The organism is Streptomyces sp. NPDC056373 (assembly GCF_042262425.1).
Taxonomy (GTDB): domain Bacteria; phylum Actinomycetota; class Actinomycetes; order Streptomycetales; family Streptomycetaceae; genus Streptomyces.
This window is the reverse complement of sequence record NZ_JBHJPX010000007.1, coordinates 401,912-422,057: the sequence shown is the minus strand read 5'-3', so window position 1 is coordinate 422,057 and position 20,146 is coordinate 401,912. Positions and strand designations below refer to the sequence as shown.

13 protein-coding genes and 1 pseudogene are annotated in these 20,146 nt (G+C 71.4%); 10 read left to right on the top strand and 4 right to left on the bottom strand.

The window, feature by feature from the left end:
- Positions 1–179: 179 nt before the first annotated feature.
- A complete protein-coding gene (locus tag ACFCXS_RS17600) occupies positions 180–674 on the top strand; it encodes a lamin tail domain-containing protein (RefSeq protein ID WP_376644223.1) in 495 nt (164 codons plus the stop codon).
- A gap of 128 nt (positions 675–802) precedes the next feature.
- On the opposite strand, the gene ACFCXS_RS17595 is transcribed toward ACFCXS_RS17600, so the two are convergent.
- Genes ACFCXS_RS17595 through ACFCXS_RS17580 form a run of 4 tightly spaced genes read right to left on the bottom strand, consistent with a single transcriptional unit; the run spans position 803 to position 3,057 of the window.
- A complete protein-coding gene (locus ACFCXS_RS17595; RefSeq protein ID WP_031110827.1) occupies positions 803–1,177 on the bottom strand; it encodes a hypothetical protein in 375 nt (124 codons plus the stop codon).
- 58 nt (positions 1,178–1,235) lie between these two features.
- Positions 1,236–1,757: a roadblock/LC7 domain-containing protein gene (locus tag ACFCXS_RS17590; RefSeq protein ID WP_376644222.1), complete on the bottom strand. Its 522-nt coding sequence runs from the start codon at positions 1,755–1,757 to the stop codon at positions 1,236–1,238.
- 38 nt (positions 1,758–1,795) lie between these two features.
- Complete coding sequence (locus ACFCXS_RS17585) at positions 1,796–2,614, bottom strand: hypothetical protein (protein ID WP_376644221.1); 819 nt, start codon at positions 2,612–2,614, stop codon at positions 1,796–1,798.
- Positions 2,611–3,057: a hypothetical protein gene (locus tag ACFCXS_RS17580; RefSeq protein WP_376644220.1), complete on the bottom strand. Its 447-nt coding sequence runs from the start codon at positions 3,055–3,057 to the stop codon at positions 2,611–2,613. Before ACFCXS_RS17580 ends, ACFCXS_RS17585 begins: the two co-directional genes overlap by 4 nt.
- A gap of 282 nt (positions 3,058–3,339) precedes the next feature.
- Between ACFCXS_RS17580 and ACFCXS_RS17575 the strand changes: the two genes are divergently transcribed.
- The 9 genes and pseudogenes from ACFCXS_RS17575 to ACFCXS_RS17535 all read left to right on the top strand — a co-directional run bounded on the left by ACFCXS_RS17575 (position 3,340) and on the right by ACFCXS_RS17535 (position 19,757).
- Entirely contained in the window at positions 3,340–7,083 is a 3,744-nt protein-coding gene (locus ACFCXS_RS17575; RefSeq protein WP_376644219.1) for a hypothetical protein, read from the top strand.
- Positions 7,084–7,240: 157 nt separating this feature from the next.
- Positions 7,241–8,686, top strand: a complete 1,446-nt coding sequence (locus ACFCXS_RS17570) for a polysaccharide deacetylase family protein (RefSeq protein WP_376644218.1) — start codon at positions 7,241–7,243, stop codon at positions 8,684–8,686.
- A 118-nt stretch (positions 8,687–8,804) separates the two neighbouring features.
- Positions 8,805–12,209 carry a S8 family serine peptidase gene (locus ACFCXS_RS17565; protein ID WP_376644217.1) on the top strand — a complete coding sequence of 1,135 codons (3,405 nt, stop codon included), beginning with the start codon at positions 8,805–8,807 and terminating at the stop codon, positions 12,207–12,209.
- Positions 12,210–12,783: 574 nt separating this feature from the next.
- A pseudogene (locus ACFCXS_RS17560) lies at positions 12,784–12,885 on the top strand (NAD(P)-binding protein); the annotation flags it as partial.
- A 69-nt stretch (positions 12,886–12,954) separates the two neighbouring features.
- The gene (locus tag ACFCXS_RS17555; protein ID WP_376644257.1) at positions 12,955–14,349 is read left to right on the top strand and encodes a GMC oxidoreductase; all 1,395 of its coding nucleotides are present in this window, start codon (positions 12,955–12,957) and stop codon (positions 14,347–14,349) included.
- Between the two features lie 117 nt (positions 14,350–14,466).
- Positions 14,467–15,774 carry an aminotransferase class III-fold pyridoxal phosphate-dependent enzyme gene (locus tag ACFCXS_RS17550; protein WP_376644216.1) on the top strand — a complete coding sequence of 436 codons (1,308 nt, stop codon included), beginning with the start codon at positions 14,467–14,469 and terminating at the stop codon, positions 15,772–15,774.
- A 107-nt stretch (positions 15,775–15,881) separates the two neighbouring features.
- Complete coding sequence (locus ACFCXS_RS17545; protein ID WP_376644215.1) at positions 15,882–16,826, top strand: sulfotransferase; 945 nt, start codon at positions 15,882–15,884, stop codon at positions 16,824–16,826.
- Positions 16,823–18,223 (top strand): MFS transporter, encoded by a 1,401-nt coding sequence (locus tag ACFCXS_RS17540; RefSeq protein ID WP_376644214.1) that lies wholly within the window; start codon positions 16,823–16,825, stop codon positions 18,221–18,223. Before ACFCXS_RS17545 ends, ACFCXS_RS17540 begins: the two co-directional genes overlap by 4 nt.
- 76 nt (positions 18,224–18,299) lie before the next feature.
- Positions 18,300–19,757 (top strand): condensation domain-containing protein, encoded by a 1,458-nt coding sequence (locus tag ACFCXS_RS17535; RefSeq protein WP_376644213.1) that lies wholly within the window; start codon positions 18,300–18,302, stop codon positions 19,755–19,757.
- Positions 19,758–20,146: the final 389 nt, after the last annotated feature.

The following is a 20,146-nucleotide window of genomic DNA, read 5'->3' as shown; positions in this document are numbered from 1 at the left end:
GTTGGTTTGCTGGGCGCCTATCAAATTAAAATCTTTCTCTAATATTGGGGGGGGGGGTTTTTGTTTCATAACCCCCCCCCCCCCGCCCTGCTGCGTACTTGAAGCGTGTACGATCCGGATGCTTCACCGAACCATCACATCGCCTTCACCTGAAGGCCATGCAGGGGGGACGAACGTCCATGCGTATACGCCTTGTCGCCACCACGGCCGTCGCCGCCGGAGCTCTCACCGCCCTTACGGCGGTTCCGGCCCAGGCCGCCGAGTACGACTCCGCGCTGAAGATCCGGGGCATCCAGTACGACGCTCCCGGCAGCGACTCGAACCGGTGCTCGGGCGGGAACACCGCCGCGGAGTACCTGACCATCGAGAACTACTCGCGCTCCACGACCGTGAACCTCAAGGGGTACGTCGTGAAGGACGCCGCGGGCAACAAGTTCACCTTCACCGCGAGCCACACCCTGCAGCCGGGTGACTACGTGAAGCTGCGCGGCGGCAACGGGGCCGACTCCGACGCCAAGAACGTCGTCTACCGCGACAACTGCAACTTCATGTGGAACAACGACAAGGACACCATCTACGTGTACAAGCCGTCCGGCAGCCGTGCCGACGTGCACTCGTACACCAAGCGCGGCTCCGACGCGGACGGCAACGGGTACATCACCTACCACGGCTGATCCCTTCGCCGGACCGGCTGCCCGCCCCTCTCCTGAGGGGCAGGCAGCCGGCGGTCCAGGCAGGCGCGCGGGCCCGTGAGGTCGGTGCCCCGGGCCAGGGGCTTCGCGGGCCGTCCGGTGTGCTGGGCTCAGACCTCCAGGTCGGCTTCGATGCGGCGCAGTTGGTGGCGGGCCATGGCGAGGTTGGCCCGGCTGCCGTCGAGCACGAGGTAGAGGAAGAGCCCGCTGCCACCGCGCCCCTTCAGGAGGCGGATGAGGTGGTACTGGGTGTTCAGGGTGATCAGGATGTCCTCGATCTCCTCCTTCAGTCCCAGGTGCTCCATGGTGCGCAGCTTGGATCGCACGACGTCGGTGTTGCCCGCGGCGGCGACTTCGAGGTTGAAGTCCTTGGTGCCGCCCAGGGTGCCGAGGGCCATGCCGCTGGTGTAGTCGACGAGGGCGGCGGCCGTCGCTCCGTCGATGGAGCTCAGGCATTCCTTCAGCGCGGTCTCCGTGTTGGCCATGCGCTCGGTTCCTTTCCTTCGGTCTTCTGCTTCGGTGGGTCGGAAGGTTCGGGTGGGTTCAGATGCCGGTCTGCGGGCGCGGCAGGTGTGTGGGCCGCTGCGGAGTGCGTACCGGGAGGGTGCCGATGGGGCGGTCCGCGGCCGTGGGCACCGTCGCGAGATGCTCTTCGGACGCCGGCCGGTCGGCGTGGCGGCCGGTGCCCGGGCCCACGCGCGTGGCGAGCAGGTCGGCGATCCGGGCGCCGCTGCGCCGGCCTTCGAGGTGGAGGCGGCCGACGTTGACGCGGTCCTCGGCGAGAAGGGTGAGTACGGCGGTGGTTCCTGCGGCGTAGGTGGCGACGTAGCCACCGGAGCCCCGCACCAGCAGTTCGCGGAAGTCGCCGCGGGCGGCGGCGTCGGTCATGCGGTGGGCGACACCGAGGGCGGCGGCGGTGAGCGCCGCGAGTCCCTCCGGTTCGGTGTCCGGCACGTCGTGGGCGAGGACCAGTCCGTCGACGGTGGCCGCGAGGGAGCCCGTCAGCCGGGGTATGCGGGTGCGGAGCCGACGCAGTTCGTCCAGGACGTCGGTCTCGACGGCCATGAGCAGTCTCCTTTCGGCACGCTGTCTTCGCGCGCGGATCACAGTGCCTCCAAGGCGTGCAGGAGCCGTCGCAGGAATGCGGTGTCGGGCTCGTCCGGTGCGGTGGGACGAGGAGGGGGGCCCGGCTCGGCGGACACGGGAGCGGGGGCTGGGGTCGGGGCGGGGGTGGGGACCAGGGGGGCTACGGGAGCCACCAGTCCGGCGGCGGCGAGGCGGCGGAGTTCGACGAGGGTGTGGAAGGTGCGGCAGGCCAGGGCCGTGGCGATCTGGGCTGCGGTGCGGACACCGTCGACCTGGGCGAGGGTCCGGCCGCGGCGGGCCGGCAGGTCGGCGGCGTCCGGGCCGGGCACGCGGGCGAGAGGAGCGCGGTCGACGGCGGGTTCGGGCCATATACGGTGCAGCAGTTCGCGACGGCGTCTGGACTCACGCAGGACGCTGTCCACCGGGACGGCCCGGACCGCTCCGAGCCAGTGTGCGGCTCCGGGGCGGAACCGGAGAGCCGGTCCGTCGTGGGCGAGGACGAAGTACGCGGCGTCGAAGAGGGCTCCCAGGTGGCACAACTCCAGCGCCCCGACGGGGAGCCGGCCGCTGTCCACCAGCTGCCGTCCGACGCGGCAGCGGCGCCCGGCCTGGTCGATCGCCTCCCACCAGCCGTCCGGGGCGAGCGCACCGCTGTGGGTGAGCAGGTCGCCGAGGTCGGGGGTGACGGCGGATTCGACGTGGACGACGTGTCCCGTGGCGAGGTAGACGATCCCCGACTCCGTGGACAGGGCACCGGTCGCCCCCTGCTCGGCGAGGGTGCTCAGCAGGGCCGAGGCTGGTTCGTCCGTGCGCGGGACCCGGGTCGGTGTGGTCATCCGAGCACCAGCCGGTCCGTCAGCTCGGCCAGCCGGATGCGGGCCAGGGCCAGGTTCCCTTCGCTGCGGTCGAGCCACAAGTGCACGAACACGGTGCTGTCGAAGGTCGTGGTGACGAACCTGAGCAGGTGGTACGAGTCGGCGTTCGTGATGATCAGGTCCTGCACGGGGGGCTCCTTGCCGGCCGGCCCGTCGGGCTCGCCGGGAGCGCCGCCGGGCGAGGCACCTGCACCGTCGGCCGACGGTCCGGTGAGGGCGAGGGCGCCGCTCTCGGTGGCGAGGCGGGCGAGTTCAGCGGTTTCCGCAGACGTCGCCTCCGCGTCGCCACCGGGTGCGTCACCCACCGCGCCCAGGGCTAGACCACTGATCCAGTCGACCACCGACGCCCCTCGAGCACCTGGCAAGCGCATGGCTTCCAGCAGACTCTCGTCGATTCCGGGCACGCCGAATCCCCTCCCCCTGCACGGCCGTTCCCGCGAACGTGAGCACGACACTACGGAATGTGGTGGGCGCAGGTGAACGCTTTGGCATTTTCCAAAGGAATGTGCAGTGAAGCGGGCGGGGGTGAACGGGGCTGATCGGAAGCGGGCAGGATGCATCGCGGGGCGCGTCGGCGCGCCCGGCCCCGTGGGCAGCCTCACAGGTCGGCCAGGATTGCGGGGGAAACGGAAGAAAACGTATCTTGACCTCCTGCTTTTCAGGTTCGTCAGGTGGAAGGTGCTTGCGTGGGACGTCGCGAGAAGCCGGTCGACCCCGACGCCGGCCCCGTGCAGCGGCTCGCGCACGATCTCCGTGTCCTGCGGGAGAAGGCGGGGAAGCCGCCGTACCGGGAGATGGCCGAGCGGGCCGGCTACTCCCTCACCGCGATGTCTCAGGCAGCAGCCGGCGATCAGCTGCCGTCGCGGGCGGTGGTGAGGGCCTACGCCGAGGCTCTGGATGCCGATCCGGACGAGTGGGAACGGCGCTGGCGGGAGGCGGACGCCGAGGTCCGGGTGCCCGCGCCGGACGAGAAGCCGCCGTATCGGGGACTGGCCCGCTTCGAGCCGGACGACAGCGGCCTGTTCTTCGGCCGGGAGGCGCTCGTCACCGAACTGATGGAGTGGGTGCGCGAGCACCGCTTCGTGGCGCTGTTCGGCGCGTCCGGAAGTGGCAAGTCGTCACTGCTGCGGGCGGGGCTGATCCCGAGACTGGGGCAGGCGGAGGGTGCGGGGCGGCCGGCGGTGATCCGTGTGCTCACCCCGGGTGAGCGGCCCGCTCTCACACACGAGAAGGTGTTCTTCCCCGGCGACGGCGACGGCGAGACATGGGTGATCGTCGATCAGTTCGAGGAGCTGTTCACCCTCTGCCACGACCGCGCGGAACGAGACAGGTTCCTGGATCTGCTGCTCGCGGCCCGTCGGCCGGAGAGCCGACTGCGCGTGGTGATCGCGGTCCGCGGCGACTTCTACGGCCACTGCGCCGATCACCGTGAGCTGGCGGAGACCGTCTCCCGGGCCGCTCTGCTGATCGGGCCGATGAGCCGGGACGAACTGCGCGAGGTGATCACCGGCCCGGCCGCCTCCGCCGGCCTGAACGTGGAGCGCGCTCTCACCGCCCGCATCATCGACGAGGTCGTGGACCAGCCGGGCGCACTGCCCATGCTCTCGCACGCACTCCTGGAGACCTGGCACCGCCGCCGCGGCCGACTGCTGACCCTGGCTGCCTACGAGGAGACGGGCGGCGTACGCGGCGCGATCGCCGCCACCGCGGAGGAGGCGTACGGGGGGCTGTCGGCGGAGCAGGGCAGGACTGCCCGGCGCATCCTGCTGCGGCTGATCGCACCCGGCGACGGCACGTCCGACACCCGTCGTCCGGCGTCCCGCGGTGAACTAGGCAGCGGCGCGCACGACGTGCTGGAACGTCTCGCCGCAGCCCGTCTGGTCATCCTGGACGGCGGCACCGTGGAACTCGCGCACGAGGCGCTGATCACCGGCTGGCCGCGCCTCGCCGACTGGATCGAGGAGGACCGGGAGCGGCTGCGCGAGCGGTGCCGGCTCGGTGAGGCGGCGCGCGGCTGGGAGGAGCTGGCAGGTGACTCCGGCGCGCTGTACCGGGGCACGCGACTGGCGCGGGCCGAGGAACTGTTCGCCCGGCGCAGGAGCGACGACCGGCCGGCGCAGCCGGAGGACGACCTCACGGCGCAGGAGCGAGCCTTCCTCACCGCTTCCCTCGCCGCCCGGGACACCGAACGGGAGGCCGAGACCCGCTCCGCGCGGCGGACGCGCTCACTGATCGTCGGTCTGTCCGTCTTCCTCGTGCTGGCGCTGACGGCCGGTCTGGTCGCCTGGCAGCGTGATCAGGTGAGCCAGGAGGAGGCCGCCAAGGCCGCCGCCCGCCGCCTGGCCACCGTGGCCGGCAGTCTGCGCTCCACCGATCCCCGTACCGCCGCCCTGCTCGGCGTGGCGGCATGGAGGACCGCCCCGCTCACCGAGTCCCGCTCGGCGCTGCTGGGTGCTCTGGCGCAGCCGGAACGCGATGCCTTCACCGACCCCCAGGCCGGCAAGGGCGTCCAGCGGTTCCTCACCGACGGCGGCCGGACACTGGTCAGCGTCGACGGCTCCGCGGTGACCGCCCGGAACGTGGCGACCCACAAGGTCACCGCTTCTCACCGGCTGCCGGGCGGTGGCGAGGTGGCCGACGTCGGGCCCGGCTCCCGGTACCTCGACGTCATCGGGCCGGACGGAGGCGAGATGCTGTGGGACCTGCCACGGGGCAGATCCGCCGCCGACCTGGGCGACGCCTATCCGCAGGGCAGTGCGCCCGACGGGAGCGCCTATCTCGCCGCGCTGCCGGACGGTCCGGGCGCGGTCCGGCTGCGCCGGACGCACGACGGCAAGGTCCTCTTCACCACGCGTATCGGGCGCACACTCACTTCGGCGGCCGTGGGCCCCGGTGGACGTCTGGTCGCCCTGTGTCCTGCCGAAGGGCCGCTCCAGCTGTGGGACACATCCGGCCGCACGCGGCTTCCGGGATCCTGGGACAAGGCGGACGCGACTTTGTGCGGCACCGGTTCCGGTGCGGACGGCGGTGCACGCCTGCTGCGGTTCAGCGCTGACGGCGGACGGCTGACCGCCGTCTACGGCACGAAGGCCGTGGTCTGGGACACCCGCAGCGGGCGCACGCTCGCCGAGATCGCCAGTGAGGGGGTCACCGGCTTCACCCAGGCCGCTCTCTCCCCCGACGGCGAGTTCCTCGCCGCGGCGGACGACCACGCACTCACCGTGTGGCGACTGGGCACCGGCGGCACGCAGGTCTTCCTCCGGCCGCTGTCCAAGGATGAGGCGAGCGGACTGACCTGGGACCCGGGCAAGCCCCGCCTCCTGCGCTACCTCGACGGGGCCACGGTCCACACCTTCGACCTGACCGACCGTCTCACCCCTCGGTGGCAGAGCACTCCGGCCGACCGGGGCGCGCTCAGCCCGGACGGCGCCGTCCTGGCCACCGTCGCCCGGTCCGGCGGCGGCTACCGTTTCGAGCTGCGTTCGACAGGCACGGGCACGGTCCTCGCCCGCGCGACAATCGGCGCACTGCCGGGCCTTACCGGTGATGACATCCCTCTGCTGGCCTTCAGCCCGGACGGCGGATCGCTGGCCGTCGCCGACACCACGTCGTCGCACGGCTCCCTGCGCCTGCGCTACACCGTGTGGGACGTGAGGTCGCACCGGGTGCGTACGGTCCTCGAAACCTCCGGTGCCGCCGACCGGCCGGCCACCGCCCTCGCCCTGGGGCCCGGCGGCCGCACGGTGCTGGCGGCCCGCTCCGCCACCGGCGTCTCCACCACAGAGGTCTGGGACACCCGCGACCACCGGCGGTCCGGGGCCGTGCGAGGTCTCTCCGGGGTGGCTCTGGCCGTACGGCCCGACCAGGACCTGCTCGTGACCTCCGACGATCAGTACGCCGATCCTGGGACCGGGAGGGTCTCGGGGCGCGCGCTCGCCGACGGCCGCCAGGTGACCGTGCTGGCGTTCAGTCCCGATGGCACCCGGCTCGCCGTCGGCGACTCCACCGGCCACGTCACCCTGTGGGACGGCGATGTCCGTCACCGTGCTGGTGCGCTCACCGGCACCTCCGACACGGCCACCCAGGGCGAGCCGGAGGCGGTGGGGGCGCTCGCCTTCTCCTCCGACAGCGGCACGCTGGCGGTGGGCGGCGCGAACGGAACCCTGCGGCTGTGGGACACCGCGACCCAGCAGCAGCTCGGGACGGACCTGCCCACGCCCGGCGACGAGATCCGTTCCGTCGCCTTCGCCGAGGACGGCCGGACGGTCTACGCCGCCGGCCCCGACGTGCTGCTCCAGCGTTTCCCCATCGCCCCGGACCTGGCCGTCCGCACCATCTGCGCCCGCGCCGGTGGCGGACTTACCGAGGCTCAGTGGCGGACCTACGTCCCCGACGCGCCGTACGAAAACGTGTGCGCCGAAAGCGGCTGAAGTATCCCAAACCGGAAGAACCACCCGGGGACCGGATTGTTCAGGGTGGCCTCGCGGGTCGCTGAAAAACACCTCTGACCTGGACGATCAGTGACCAGAACAACCGCGGCGCCCCTTCGACGGCGTCCGGACATCCCCTCAGTCAGGTTCTGGTCCCATGCGCACTCACGCCCTCGTTCCCTCGCTCCTTCTGCTCGGCGCCCTCTCCTTCACGGCGGCCTGCTCTTCCGGATCGGACAGCTCCTCCGATGTGACAGACGCCGACGGCCGGCCCGGATCCAGCGCCACTCCGTCACCGGTCCGCACCGTCGATCCGTCGAAGATCAAGGGCCTGCGGATCGTCAGCCACAGCAGCGAGCAGAGTTCCTGCCCCTTCGCCACGAGCTATCCGGACGTGCCCGGAGCCGAGGCGATGACAGCCGCGATGCGGAAGGACGTGGAGAAGCGCCTGACCGGCTTCCGTTCGGGGCAGTGCGAGGACGGCACGCCCGGCACGCCGCCCCGAGAGCTCAACATCAGCCACCAGTTCCTGGTCGCCTCCGGCGACGTCCTCGGTGTCCGCCTCAGGACACAGGACCACAGCGCCGCGGCGTCCGGGCTGTCCACCACGACGTACTGGTACGACGGCAAGGCCGACGCGTACCGCACGGCCCTCGGACTCGTCGCCGAGGGCTCCCGGGACGCCTTCATCACCGCCCTGGAAGACCGGCTGAAGGGGCGCGAAGGTGTCGACGCCGCCGCCCTCGACGACACGTTCTCCGACCCGGCCTCCCGTACCGCCGCCCTGGACGACATGGCGATCACCGCCGACGGCGGACTGCGGGTGAACCTCGACCGCGGTGAGGTGGGCGTCCCGGCAGCCGGGGCCCTGACGGTGGTCCTCCCCAGGAAGACGATCACCCCCTGGTTGTCCGCGTTCGGACAGCGTGTCCAGCGGCAGACGATGACGCCCAGCCCCTCGCTCGACCTGGGTGTGCCCCACACCTCCACGCCGACCGCCCCCGCCCCCACCGCCTCCGGTGACGACAACACCGACTGCAAGAAGGTCACGTGCATCGCTCTGACCTTCGACGACGGACCGGCGGCGCCGGAGACCGCGACCCTCCTCACCTACCTGGCGCAGTACAAGGCGCGCGCCACCTTCTTCACCGTCGGCCAGAACGTCGCCGCCCACCCCGACCTGGTCCGCGCCGAAGCCCGCGCCGGACACGAGGTCGGCAATCACTCCTGGAACCATCCCGATCTCACCAAGCTCACCCCCGGGCAGATCGCGTTCCAGCTCAACCGCACCAGTGCCGCCATCGAGGCCGCCACCGGCAAGGCCCCCACCCTCTTCCGCCCTCCCTACGGAGCCGTCAACGCCCGGGTGAAGGCGGCGACCACGCTCTCGCCCGTGCTGTGGGACGTGGACACCGAGGACTGGAAGTACCCCGACGCCGACAAGGTCGCCCGCAGCGTCATCACCAAGGCGCGGCGCAACGGCGTCGTCCTGATGCACGACATCCACCCCACCTCGGTCGCCGCGGTCCCGCAGATCCTGCGCACGCTGAGCGCCCGCGGCTTCCACTTCGTCACGGTCAGCCATCTGCGCGCCACCCTCTGAGCGCTGCCGTACGCCGACATGCCCTTACGCACGAGGCGGCGGGAAGTCCACTCGCCGTCACCTTGCCCGACGACCCCATCAGACGCCGGCTCGTAGCCGGACACCGAAGGAGTACGCGTTGCTGCCCAAGTCAGTCAGGTGGGGGATGGTCCCCGCCCTCGCAGGTGTGGTGACCGTCGCGGCCGCCGTTTCGGGGCCGGACGCCGATGCCGTCGGCCCCGCCGCGACGTCGGCCCGGCACCGTGCGGGGGCAGGGAAGGAGGCGGCCAGAACGGTCACCCTCATCACCGGAGACCGGGTCACCCTGCGCACGCGGACCAGCGGTGGCGGCCCCACCGTGTCCGTGCTGCCCGGCAAGGGCCGGGAGGGCATGGCATTCCGCGTGGAGCACGCCCGTCGTGCCGGGACGCAGCACATCAGCGTGGTCCCCGCCGACGCCGAACGCCTGCTGTCCGCCGGTACGTTGGACGCGCGGCTGTTCGACGTCACGGAGCTGGTCCGCATCGGCCGGGACGACGCGCACTCACACTCGCTGCCGTTGATCGTCGCCGAGCGGCACGGCCTGGCGCCCGCTCGTTCCGCCCTCACCGCTCACGGCGCCGGTCTCGGCCGCACTCTGCGCGCCCTGAACGGCAGCGCGCTCACCCAGCCCAAGGACGGCACCGGCGGCCTGTGGCACTCGCTGCTGAGGGGCGGGCTGTCGAGCCGCGTCAGCAAGCTCTGGCTGGACGGCACGGCGAAGGTCCTGGACGACGAGAGCAACAAGATCATCGGCGCTCCCACCGCCTGGAAGTCCGGTATCAACGGCAAGAACGTCCTGATCGCCGACCTGGACACCGGCATCGACGCCGCCCACCCGGACTTCAAGGGGCGTATCGCCGCCACCAAGGACTTCACGGGCACCGGCATGAAGGACGGCTACGGCCACGGTTCCCACACCGCCTCCACCATCGCGGGCACCGGTGCGGCCTCCCACGGCAGGTACGCGGGAGTCGCACCGGGCGCCAAGCTGCTCATCGGCAAGGTCTGCGACGACAATGGCGAGTGCCCCGACAGCGAGATCATCGCGGGCATGGAGTGGGCCGCGGCCCAGCACGCGGTCGCCGTCAACCTGAGCCTCGGCGGCACGGCCACCGACGGCACGGATCCGCTGTCCACCGCACTGAGCCGGATCACCGCGCAGACCGGCACCCTGTTCGTCGTGGCAGCGGGCAACGAGGGCGGACCGACGGGCAACGGCGTCGACGGCACCGTGGAGAGCCCGGGCAGCGCCCAGGCCGCGCTCACCGTGGGCAGCAGCACCAAGCGCGACACCCTCAGCGACTTCTCCAGCCAGGGGCCCCGGCTCGGCGACGACGCCGTCAAGCCCGACCTGGTGGCGCCGGGCGAGGACATCATCGGCGCCCGCGCCGACGGCACCAACCTCGACACCCCGGTGGACAACCCGCGCTACGAGCTGGCGTCCGGCACCTCCATGGCCACCCCGCACGTCACCGGCGCGGTCGCCCTGCTCGCACAGGCCCATCCCACGTGGAAGGCCGCCGACTTCAAGCGTGCCCTGACCTCCTCCGCGCACGGCCTGAAGAAACTGACCGCCTTCCAGCAGGGCTCCGGCCGCCTCGACGTCGTGCGCGCGCTGAAGCAGAAAATGTCCGTCACCTCCGGGGCCGCGAACCTGGGCCTGTTCGCCTGGCCGCACGCCGGAGCCACGGCTACCCGGCAGATCACCTACCGCAACGAGGGCGACAAGCCCGTCACTCTCAAGCTCGCGCTCGACGCGTACGGTCCCGGCGGCAGGAGCGCCCCGGCCGGCATGTTCTCCCTGGGCGCCGACAGCGTGACCGTCCCGGCCCATGGCACCTCGACCGCAACCGTCACCGGCCGCACCACGAAAGCCCAGGTCGGCCGCTTCGGGGGCGCCGTGGTCGCCACCGCCGGGGCCACCACGGTGCGTACGGCGGTCGGTCTCTTCGCCGAACCAGCCCGCCACACCCTGACCATCTCCGGCCGCAACCGCGACGGCAAGCCCGCCGCGGGCACGCTGCTGACGGTCTTCGGCCCGCACACCGGCATCCAGCAGCAAATCAAGCTGGGCCCCGACGGCAGGTTCCGGCTGCGCCTGCCCGAGGACGACTACGACATCGTCGGCATCGACGACAGCCTCGCCGCGACCGACAGTTCCGGCACCACCACCGGCACCCGGACCCTGCTCGTCGCCACGGGCGTCCACACCGACCGGGACCGCACCGTGCTCCTGGACGGCCGCAAGGCCGGCAAGGTCGGGGCCCGCACCGACCACCGGGACGCCACCGCCGTCTCCACCTCGGCCACCGTCGAACTGGACCCCGCGCGGGGAGACCAGACTTACGCCCTCACCGCCGTCGCCGGACGCAAGGCCACCCTGTACGCCACCCCCACCGCACCGGCCACCGGCCACCGCGTCACCTTCGCCTCCTCCACCACCCTCACGGGCGGGGCCCCGGGCCACGCCTACCGCTACTCCCTGCGCACCTCGCACCGCGGGGGCGTCCCCGCCGTCACCGACCCCGTCGTCCACAACCGGCAACTGGCCACCGTGCACGCCACCTACGCCTCCCAGGGCGGCAGGCGGGCCGTGGCCGTACGGGCCGACGAGCCCTCGACCGGCGAGTCCCTGACGCCGTTCATCCCGACCCTGCGCACGTCGCTGCCGAGCCGGGTGACCGAGTACTACTCCCCCGGACTCACCTGGACCCACACCCTGGACCTCTTCGGGACGACACAGAGCCTGCCCGACGGCGGCCTGCCCGACCACGACACGACCACCGCGGTCCGCCGCTACCGACCCGGCCACACCTACCGCGTCGACTGGAACCGGGCCCCCGTCGGCCCCGCCGTCCACAGTCCCACCCGCGAAGGCGACGACCTGCACCTGGACTTCGCTCCCTACGCGACCGCAGGCGCCGGGCAGCAGCTCGACGAGTCCAACGCGACCGGGGTACTGGACGGAGAGGTGGTGCTCTCGTCCGGCGGACGGGTGCTGGACCGAACCAGCCCCTTCCTGGTCGGCCTCACCACCCCCATCGCCGGCAAGCGCCGCTACACGCTCACCGCGCACACCACCCGCACGGCGGACTGGACGGCACTGGGTACCCGCTCCACGGTCAGCTGGGGCTTCACTTCGGCACGGCCAAGCGGCTCGGCATCCTCGGTCCTGCCACTGCTCACCGTGCACGCGGGCGGGGCGGTCGACCTCACCGACTCGGCCCCCGCCGGCCGCGCCTTTCGCCTGCCTTTCGCCGTGCGTCACCCCGCGGGCTCCGAGCGGACGCCCGTGACCAGGCTGACCCTCCAGGTCTCCTACGACGACGGCCGCACCTGGAGGACCGTCCACGTCACCCGCCGCGGCGCCACGGCCGAGGCCCTGCTCCACCACCCGGGCCACGCCGGTTACACCTCCCTGCGGTTCGCCGCCGCGGACCAGGCGGGCAACACCGTCACCCAGACCGTCATACGGGCCTACCGCATCGCACCGGCCCACTGACACGGTCTCGCCGGGCACCGGTGAAAAGCTGCCGGTGCCCGGCGCTTCCAGTTCATACTCACGAACCTTTCACAGATCCTCTCGGGTCGGGTTGTCCGCCGGGGCAGGTAGACACCTCGAACGAATGTGGCGCGGGTCGCTGCCACCTGGAGAATTCGAGGCAACCTTCCGCCAGGCGGAAGCATCCAGGAGGTGCGGCACCCGTTCAGGGAATGGAATCGCATTGAGGATGCATACAGGATTCACCGACCGGTCGGCCCGGAATCCGTCCGGACCATTGGCTTGTAATCGCCCTTACGGTTGTACTGAATTGACAATTCAATCGTGGAACCATGCATAAAGAGTCTCTGACCTGCGCATACTCGATTCGCACACATCGAGGAGGATGGCCGATATACAACCCTGCCGCTCCTTTGCTTCCGCTTCACCAAGAGGTTCTTGAAAGTTGACCAGACCCGCATGTAGCTTGATCGCCGGTGATCGAAGGTGAATCACCAGGACCCGATATTCGAAATCCGAAGCCCGGAGAATCCATACCGCCCATCAGAGCTTTGGGCAGATCTACGGCGGATACATGGCATCCGAAACTTTCGATGTGTGTGTGGTCGGCAGCGGCGCGAGCGGTTCCGTCGTTGCCCAGGAATTGGCGTCCAGCGGGCTGAGTGTGCTCGTGCTGGAGGAAGGAAGGGCGCTCGACCCCGGCGAATCCTTACGGAGTACCGAAAGCGCGTGGGAAAACGCCCTCGTGCCCACTCCCAGCGGCACCTTGCTCCCGCTGGGCCGCCCCTGGAGCGCGTCCGCGCTGGGTGGCGGCACGGCCCTGTACGCGGGAATCTCCTTCCGATTACGGGCCGTCGACTTCAACGCCCGGGCCCATGTGGCCGCCGACGCGCTCGACCCGGCATGGCCGATCGGCTACGACGACCTGCGGCCCTACTACGATCTCGTCGAACGGCGTATCGGGGTGGCCCGGACCACCGGTGCCGACCCGCTCGAACCCCCAGGGCAGCCGGCCGTGATGCCCGCCCACCCCTTCAGTACGCAGGGACGGCTGATCGCCGAAGCCGCCCAGCGCATCGGGCTGCGGCCCTTTCCGGCTCCGCTGGCCATCAACTCGGTTCCGTACGCGGGACGGCCGGCCTGCGTACGATGCGGCCCCTGCAACGAACACGTCTGTCCCACAGGTGCCCGTGCGGACGCCGCGTCCCTGCTGGCGAGGAGGCCGCCGCCGGCCGGCGCCCTGCGGATCGAGCACGGCGCGAAGGCCCTGCGGATCGTTCTGCGCAACCGGCACCGCGCCGGCTGGGTCGAGTGGCTGGATCTGCGCACCCGCACCCGGCATGTGACCCGGGTCCGCCGTGTCGTCCTCGGCGCCAACGCCGTCCAGTCCGCCGCACTCCTGCTGCGCTCGGCCCAGCCCGGCGCCCCGGACGGCCTCGGCAACAGTACCGGGATGGTCGGCCGGGGTCTGTCCTTCAAGATCAGCGGCTATGTCTCGGGAACGGCCGCGGTGTACGTCCCCTTCCCGGACGGTCCGGCCCGGGACCAGGGCGGGCCGTTCTGCACCGTGGTGCTCGGCGACCACTACCTCGACGCCGACGCCCCCTCCGGCCTCGGTGGCCTGCTGTACGAGGCGAGCGGCGATGACCGGGCGGTGCGGGACGGCCGTATCCGGTTGCGGGTCCACTTCCTGGCGGCCGACCAGCCGATGCGTGACAACCGGGTACGGCTGTCACGGGAGCGCGGCCCGCTGAACCTGCCCAGGATCGTGCTGGAGTACGCGACGCACCCCCTGGACAAACGGCGTCTGGGATACCTTTCGCGGCGGGCGTCGGAGGTGCTGGCCAAGGCGGGCGTCGACGACATCGCCTACGAGGACTCCCACTACCAGTTCGGCAGCAGGCATCTGCACGGCGGCTGCCGGGCCGGCGTCGATCCCGCGGAATCGGTGGTCGACCCCTGGGGCAGGGTCCACGATCTCGACAACGTCCACGTCGTCGACGGCGGCTATTTCCCGTACTCCGGCGGGGTCAACCCGACACTGACCATCCAGGCCAACGCGCTGCGCATCGCGCGCCGGATCGTCGCCGAGTCGGGCTCGGGCGGCGCCGCGCCGCCGGGCCCGGCCTGCACCGGCTGACACAGCCCTTCCCGTCTCACGGCCCAGCCCTCCGCCCCGCGCCGACGTGCTGCCGGGCTTCTGCCGGGCGACCTGCCCCTGGCCTTTCCGTCCCCCCTCCCACCCTGGAGCACCCTCATGTCCACGCGTCCGCTCGTTCCCGGCCACGCCGACGCCCTCGAACGGGCCCGTCGTGTCACCGCGTCGGAGAAATGGGATCTCGACCGCCGGTTCCCCCTGGTCCTCGACCGTGCGTCGGGTGCCGAGGTATGGGACGTGGCGGGCAACCGCTACGTCGACTTCACCTCGTGCAGCGGCGCCGCCCCGCTGGGCTCGGGCCACCGCCCCGTTCTGGAGCGGGTCATGACCGAACTCTCCCGCAGCGGCGGCATCCTGCCCGGACCGCTGTCCGCACTGCGGGTCGAACTCGCTGAGCGGCTGGCCTCGCTGTTCCCCGTGGCGGAGCGTTCCTTCTTCTTCCGTACGGGCTCGTGCGCCACGACCGCCGCCGTCCGCCTGGCACGCGTGCACTCCGGCGCCCGCACCGTACTGACCAGCGGTTATCACGGCTGGCACGACTGGCATCTGCAGGACCGGGGCCCCATGGGCCCACCAAACCGCGATCCGGACAGCCTGGACTTCCGCTATGACCTCGACCTGCTCGACGCGCTGGCCACCACGCACGGGCCGGTCGCCGCGGTGATCGTCACGCCGGAGGTCAACTTCTTCCCGCAGGAGTACGCGCGCGCCCTCCAGGACGCCGTGCGCCGCCATGGCGCACTGCTGATCGTGGACGAGGTGATGACCGGCTTGCGGTACGCCACCGGCGGCTACCACACGGCCGCGGGCCTCACTCCCGACCTCATCACCCTGAGCAAGGGCCTTGCCAACGGCACCGCCCTGTCCGCGGTGGCCGGCCGGGCCGCGGTGATGAACGCGGTCGAGGACACCTACCTCGGGAACACCTACCAGCGCGAGGTCACCCCGTTCGCGGCTGCCCTCGCCACTCTGGAAGCACTGGCGGACGGCACCGCGCTCGCCCGGATGCACGAGGTCGGCGCACAGCTGATCCACGGACTCAACTCGGCGTTCGCCCACCACTCCACGGCGGCCTGGGCCTTCGCCCACCCCACCATGTTCGACGTCGTCTTCGCGGATGCCCGGCTCGGACAGGCGTTCTGCCGGCAGATGTGGAGCCGCGGCTTCCTGATGCAGTACGGCGGCCGGCTCATGCCGTCGGCCGCCACGGCGGACGCGGACCTGGACGCGGCCGTGAAGGCGGCCGACGACGCGCTTGCCGCGGCGCTCGCGGAGACCGGCACCGGCGACATGCAAGCCGGCCGTGACGGCGAACTCCTCGCTGCGGCGACCGAGTTCGCCCGAGAGCGGTTCCTGGCCACTCCGGACACGGTGAAGACGTGGTTCCGGCGCGTCGAACGTCCCTGAACACGGCCGTCGGCCAGCCCTCGACCCGCTTCCCGTTTCCCGCTTCCCGCTTCCCGCTTCCCGCTTCCCGCTTCCCCCTTCCCGCTTCCCGCTTCCGCAGGAGAGTCATGCCCCGTCCCCCCGCCCTGTCTTCCAGCCCGGTCCTGCTCGGCGGCGAGAACCGCTCCGGCACCACCGTCCTCAGCGTCCTGCTCGACTCGCACCCGGATCTGGTCGTCGGCCCGGAGATCGACTTCACCGACCCCGTCGACCTCGGCCCTCACATCCTGGCCGTGTGCGAGCTGATGGACCGCGGCGACCCACGGGTCGCCGGAACGACCAAGGACGCCATCGACCCCGAGTGGTACGACGGCATGCACTTCGTCGTGCAGTGCGAGCGCTCCGGTCTGGCGCGAGACGACATACGGGACCTGGTGACCGGCCTGATGGCCGAGCGCGGCACCCACCTGTCCACCCCGGAGGACCGCTGCCGGCTCGTCGACGCCATCGGCGAACTCCAGCAGCGGCGAACAGGCGCTGCCCGGTGGGGCATGAAGCTCCAGCGGAAGATCCAGGACATCGGCACGTACGCCGCGATCTGGCCCCGAGCCCACTTCATCCACATCATCCGCGACGGCCGCGACCTGGCCGCCTCACACCTCAAGACCGTCCCCGACTGGGGCTACCGGACCGTCGCCGAGGCGGCCCACGGCTGGCTGGAGGTCGTCACCCGGCCGCGAGCGGCGGCGCCCGCAGGCCGCTATCTGGAGGTGCGGTACGAAGATCTCGTGACCCGCCCCCGCGAGACCGCCGAGCGGATGCTGGACCACCTCGGCCTGCCGTGGGACGAAGCCGTGCTGCGGCACGCGGAGCACGAGCACGCGCTGTTCGAGAGGCCCTGGGGACACCCGGCCGCGGAAGCGGCAGGCAGGCCGCTGTACACCGGACGCAACGGGCGATACCTGCGGGACCTCACGCCGGCGGAGATCGAGGAGTTCGAGCGGATCGCCGGCAGTGAACTGCGGCGCCTGGGCTACGGCTTGTCCATGCCGGATCCCTGGAGCACGGGGTGACGCGGGAGACCGGGCAGGCAGCAGGCCGACGCTTCCTGCCCCGCGGCTTCCACATCCTGCTGACAGCACAGACGGTCTCCCTCGTGGGCTCCCAGGTGACGCTGCTCGCCCTGCCCCTGACCGCGATCCAGCTGCTCGGCGCGGGACCGTTCGAGACCGGAGCCCTGCTCGCCTGCGGACGGGCCCCCTACCTGCTGCTGGGCCCGCTCGTCGGGGTGCTCGTCGATCGGCTCCCGCACCGGGCCCTGCTGATCACGGCGAACACGGTCATGGCGCTCACCCTGGCCACCGTTCCGCTGGCCGCCCTGACCGGACACATCTGCCTGCCCCATCTGTACACCGTCGTCATCCTGGTGGGAGCGGCCACCGTGCTCGCCGACGTGGCCTTCCTGGCGTGCGTGCCCACCGTCGTGCCGTTGTCCCAACTGGTACGGGCACAGACCAGGCTGGAGCTGGGGCAGTCGGCGGCCCTGGCGCTCGGACCGCCGCTCGCGGGATGGCTGATCGCCGGCTTCTCCGCACCGACCGCGATCCTCGCGGACACGGCGTCGTTCCTGGCGGCGACCGCACTGCTGCCGTACGTGACGACGGACCGAGTGCCGGGCGCCCCCACGACCACAGCCCACGCGGGCTCCCGGTCCCTCGAGCCGACGCACGGCATGATCCGCCGCGTCCTCTCGGAAGCGGCCGAGGGTGCCCTCTTCGTGCTGCGCACGTCCCGGCTGCGCGCGGTCACCCTCGCCACCGGCACGCTCATCTTCTGCTACAGCGCCTACTCCGCCGTCTTCCTTCTCCATCTGACCGAGCGTCTGCACCTGAGTGCCGCAGCGACCGGCACGGTCACGGGCATCGCCGCGGCGGGGTGTGTCGTCGGCACACTGCTCGCCCGGCCGGCCGCGCGAGTCCTGGGCCTGGGCCGTGTTCTGGTCGCATCCCTCCTGGCCGCCGCCGTAGGCGCGATGCTCACTCCGATGTTCCAGGTGTCGGGATGGCTGGTGTGGCCGGCCGTGGGGCTTTCGCAGCTCCTGCTGTGGACCAGCCAACAGGTCTACAACATCCACCAGGTGCCGATCCGCTACGCCCTTTCCCCGCCCGAGCTGCACGGCAGGGTGAACGCGAGCATCCGCACCGTCGTCTGGAGCCTTGCCCCTGTGGGCGCCCTGCTGGGCGGCGCCTGCGGTGCCTGGTTCGGAACGCGCACGACTCTCCTCGGCAGCGGGGCCCTGATCGTGACGGCCGCGGCGTGGATCGTGAAGTCGCCGCTGTGGGCCGTAAGAACGCCGCAACTCGCCGAGCTGCACCCCGAACCCGTGTCCGCGACGGCCCACTCCACCGGACAGGACGAAGCCACGCACCCGCCTCGTGGTGAAAGGGACGAGCACAAGCGCCCGTCCTGACATCACGACCACGGCCCGCCGGACCGTCATCTCGCCCCCCACAGCCGCTTCCCCCTCGCTCAAGGCAGGACACCACGTGAAGTTCATCGACATCGCCGCGCTCAGCCCACGCCCGGGACGCCTGGCCGTCTGGCGGGCCGATGGCCCGCCACCGGCCTCCGGTCTGTGGAGGAGCGATCCTCGGCCGGCGTCCCACGTGCAGGAAGCGCATGTCGCCCACGCGCTGGACGCGGTGGGTGAGAGCCCCCTGCCGCCGTCCTGGATCGGCACCGCCTTCGACCTGCCCGGCGCACTCGACGAGAACGCCTTCGCCACCGCGTTACGCGGCTGGACGGACCGCCACGAGACCCTGCGCAGCCGTCTCGCTCCCGCCCCGGGCACCGCACCGGCCGGCCCACTGCACCGCAGAACGCTACCGACCGGAGCCCTGAGCATCCACCGCACGGAAGCCGGAGATCACACCGACGGCCGGCGACTGGCGCGGTCTCTGGAGGAACTGTTCGACCGCGAAGCAGGCCCCCTGGGCTGGCCCGGATACGTGTGTGCCACCATCAGCCGTCCAGAGACGACCACCGTCTGTCTGGCCGCCGACCACTCCCTGATGGACGGCTACTCCGTCTTCCTGGTTGCCCACGAGATCCACACGCTGTATGCCGCAGCCCTAGCCGGCCCTGGTACCCCCGCACTGCCTCCCCTTCCCCTCACGGCAAGCTACCTGGACTTCGCGCAGGACGAGCGAGGCGCAGCCGACGCGCTCACGACCGAGCACCCGTCCATCGTCCGGTGGCGTCGATTCCTCGCCGAGGCCGGAGGCCGACTGCCGGAATTCCCTGTACCGGTCGGCGAGACGAGCAGCAGCCCCGGCACCCAGCCGGGCGGATACGCCCAGCTCCTCGACGCGTCCGCGGTACACGCCTTCGACCGGGCCTGCCGCGCCGCCGGGGGCGACTGCTTCACCGGCTTGCTCGCCTGCCTGGCCAAGGTGGGTAACGAGATCAGCGGCTCGGACACCTTCCGCACCATGGCCCCCTTCCACACCAGGACGGACCGCTGGTGGCCGTCCGTCGGCTGGTATGTGGGCATGGCCCCGATCGCCTTTCCCTTGCGGGGGACTGACTCCTTCGCCGAGGCAGTGCGCTCGGCGGTCACCGGCCTGGACGGAGTCAGGGACATGGCGCGCGTCCCCGTCCCCCGAGCCGAGCAACTCCTGGGCCGGCCCCTCCGGGACCCCTTCATGGTGTCGTACATGGACCTTCGCCGTACCCCGGGCGCCCAGCAGTGGAACACCTGGCGAGTCGTCACCCTCCGCGGCCGCACCTCCGACCCGGACGAGGTGTACCTGTGGTTCATGCGCACCCAGGACGGTCTCTCGGTCAGTTACCGCCACCCCGCCACGGGCCCCGCGGGCGTCGCAGTGCCTCGCTACGTGGCCCGCGCACAGAACGCCCTGTCCACCGTCACAGCCACCGGCCGCTGGCCGCTCCCCCCTGCCCCCACTCCCCTCATGCCAGGCATCCCGGGTCGCGTCTCGTAGTGACGGAGGCGGGCGCCGGCCGGTCCCTGCGGATGCGCAGGGACCGGCCGGCTTCGCAGTCGCCTGGATCAGCTGACCTCGCGCTTCGGCGTGATGGAAGTCGCCGTCGCCTTTCGGCCCGGCCACCACTCCGAACGCGAGCGGACCCGCAACCCCAACCAACGCTTCACCCGCCGCCACGTCTGACCGGGGGGCCGTGTCGGGGCATCGCTCGGCCACATGGGCGGGTGGTACCCCGACCGACCTGGCCCCCACGGTCCTTCACGAAACGACGATGCCGCCCATCCGCCGGGGGGCCGGCCCCCCGGCCGGAATCGTTGGCGTGAACAACCCCCGGACCGCTGTCTTGACAACCCCGAACTCACGAGAAAGGCTGTTGCACATAGAGA

Coding starts and splice junctions, on each gene's coding strand:
- ACFCXS_RS17585 (WP_376644221.1), bottom strand. CDS start 2,614: ATGACCACACCGACCCGGGTCCCGCGCACGGACGAACCAGCCTCGGCC.
- ACFCXS_RS17570 (WP_376644218.1), top strand. CDS start 7,241: ATGCGCACTCACGCCCTCGTTCCCTCGCTCCTTCTGCTCGGCGCCCTC.
- ACFCXS_RS17550 (WP_376644216.1), top strand. CDS start 14,467: ATGTCCACGCGTCCGCTCGTTCCCGGCCACGCCGACGCCCTCGAACGG.
- ACFCXS_RS17545 (WP_376644215.1), top strand. CDS start 15,882: ATGCCCCGTCCCCCCGCCCTGTCTTCCAGCCCGGTCCTGCTCGGCGGC.
- ACFCXS_RS17590 (WP_376644222.1), bottom strand. CDS start 1,757: ATGGCCGTCGAGACCGACGTCCTGGACGAACTGCGTCGGCTCCGCACC.
- ACFCXS_RS17595 (WP_031110827.1), bottom strand. CDS start 1,177: ATGGCCAACACGGAGACCGCGCTGAAGGAATGCCTGAGCTCCATCGAC.
- ACFCXS_RS17600 (WP_376644223.1), top strand. CDS start 180: ATGCGTATACGCCTTGTCGCCACCACGGCCGTCGCCGCCGGAGCTCTC.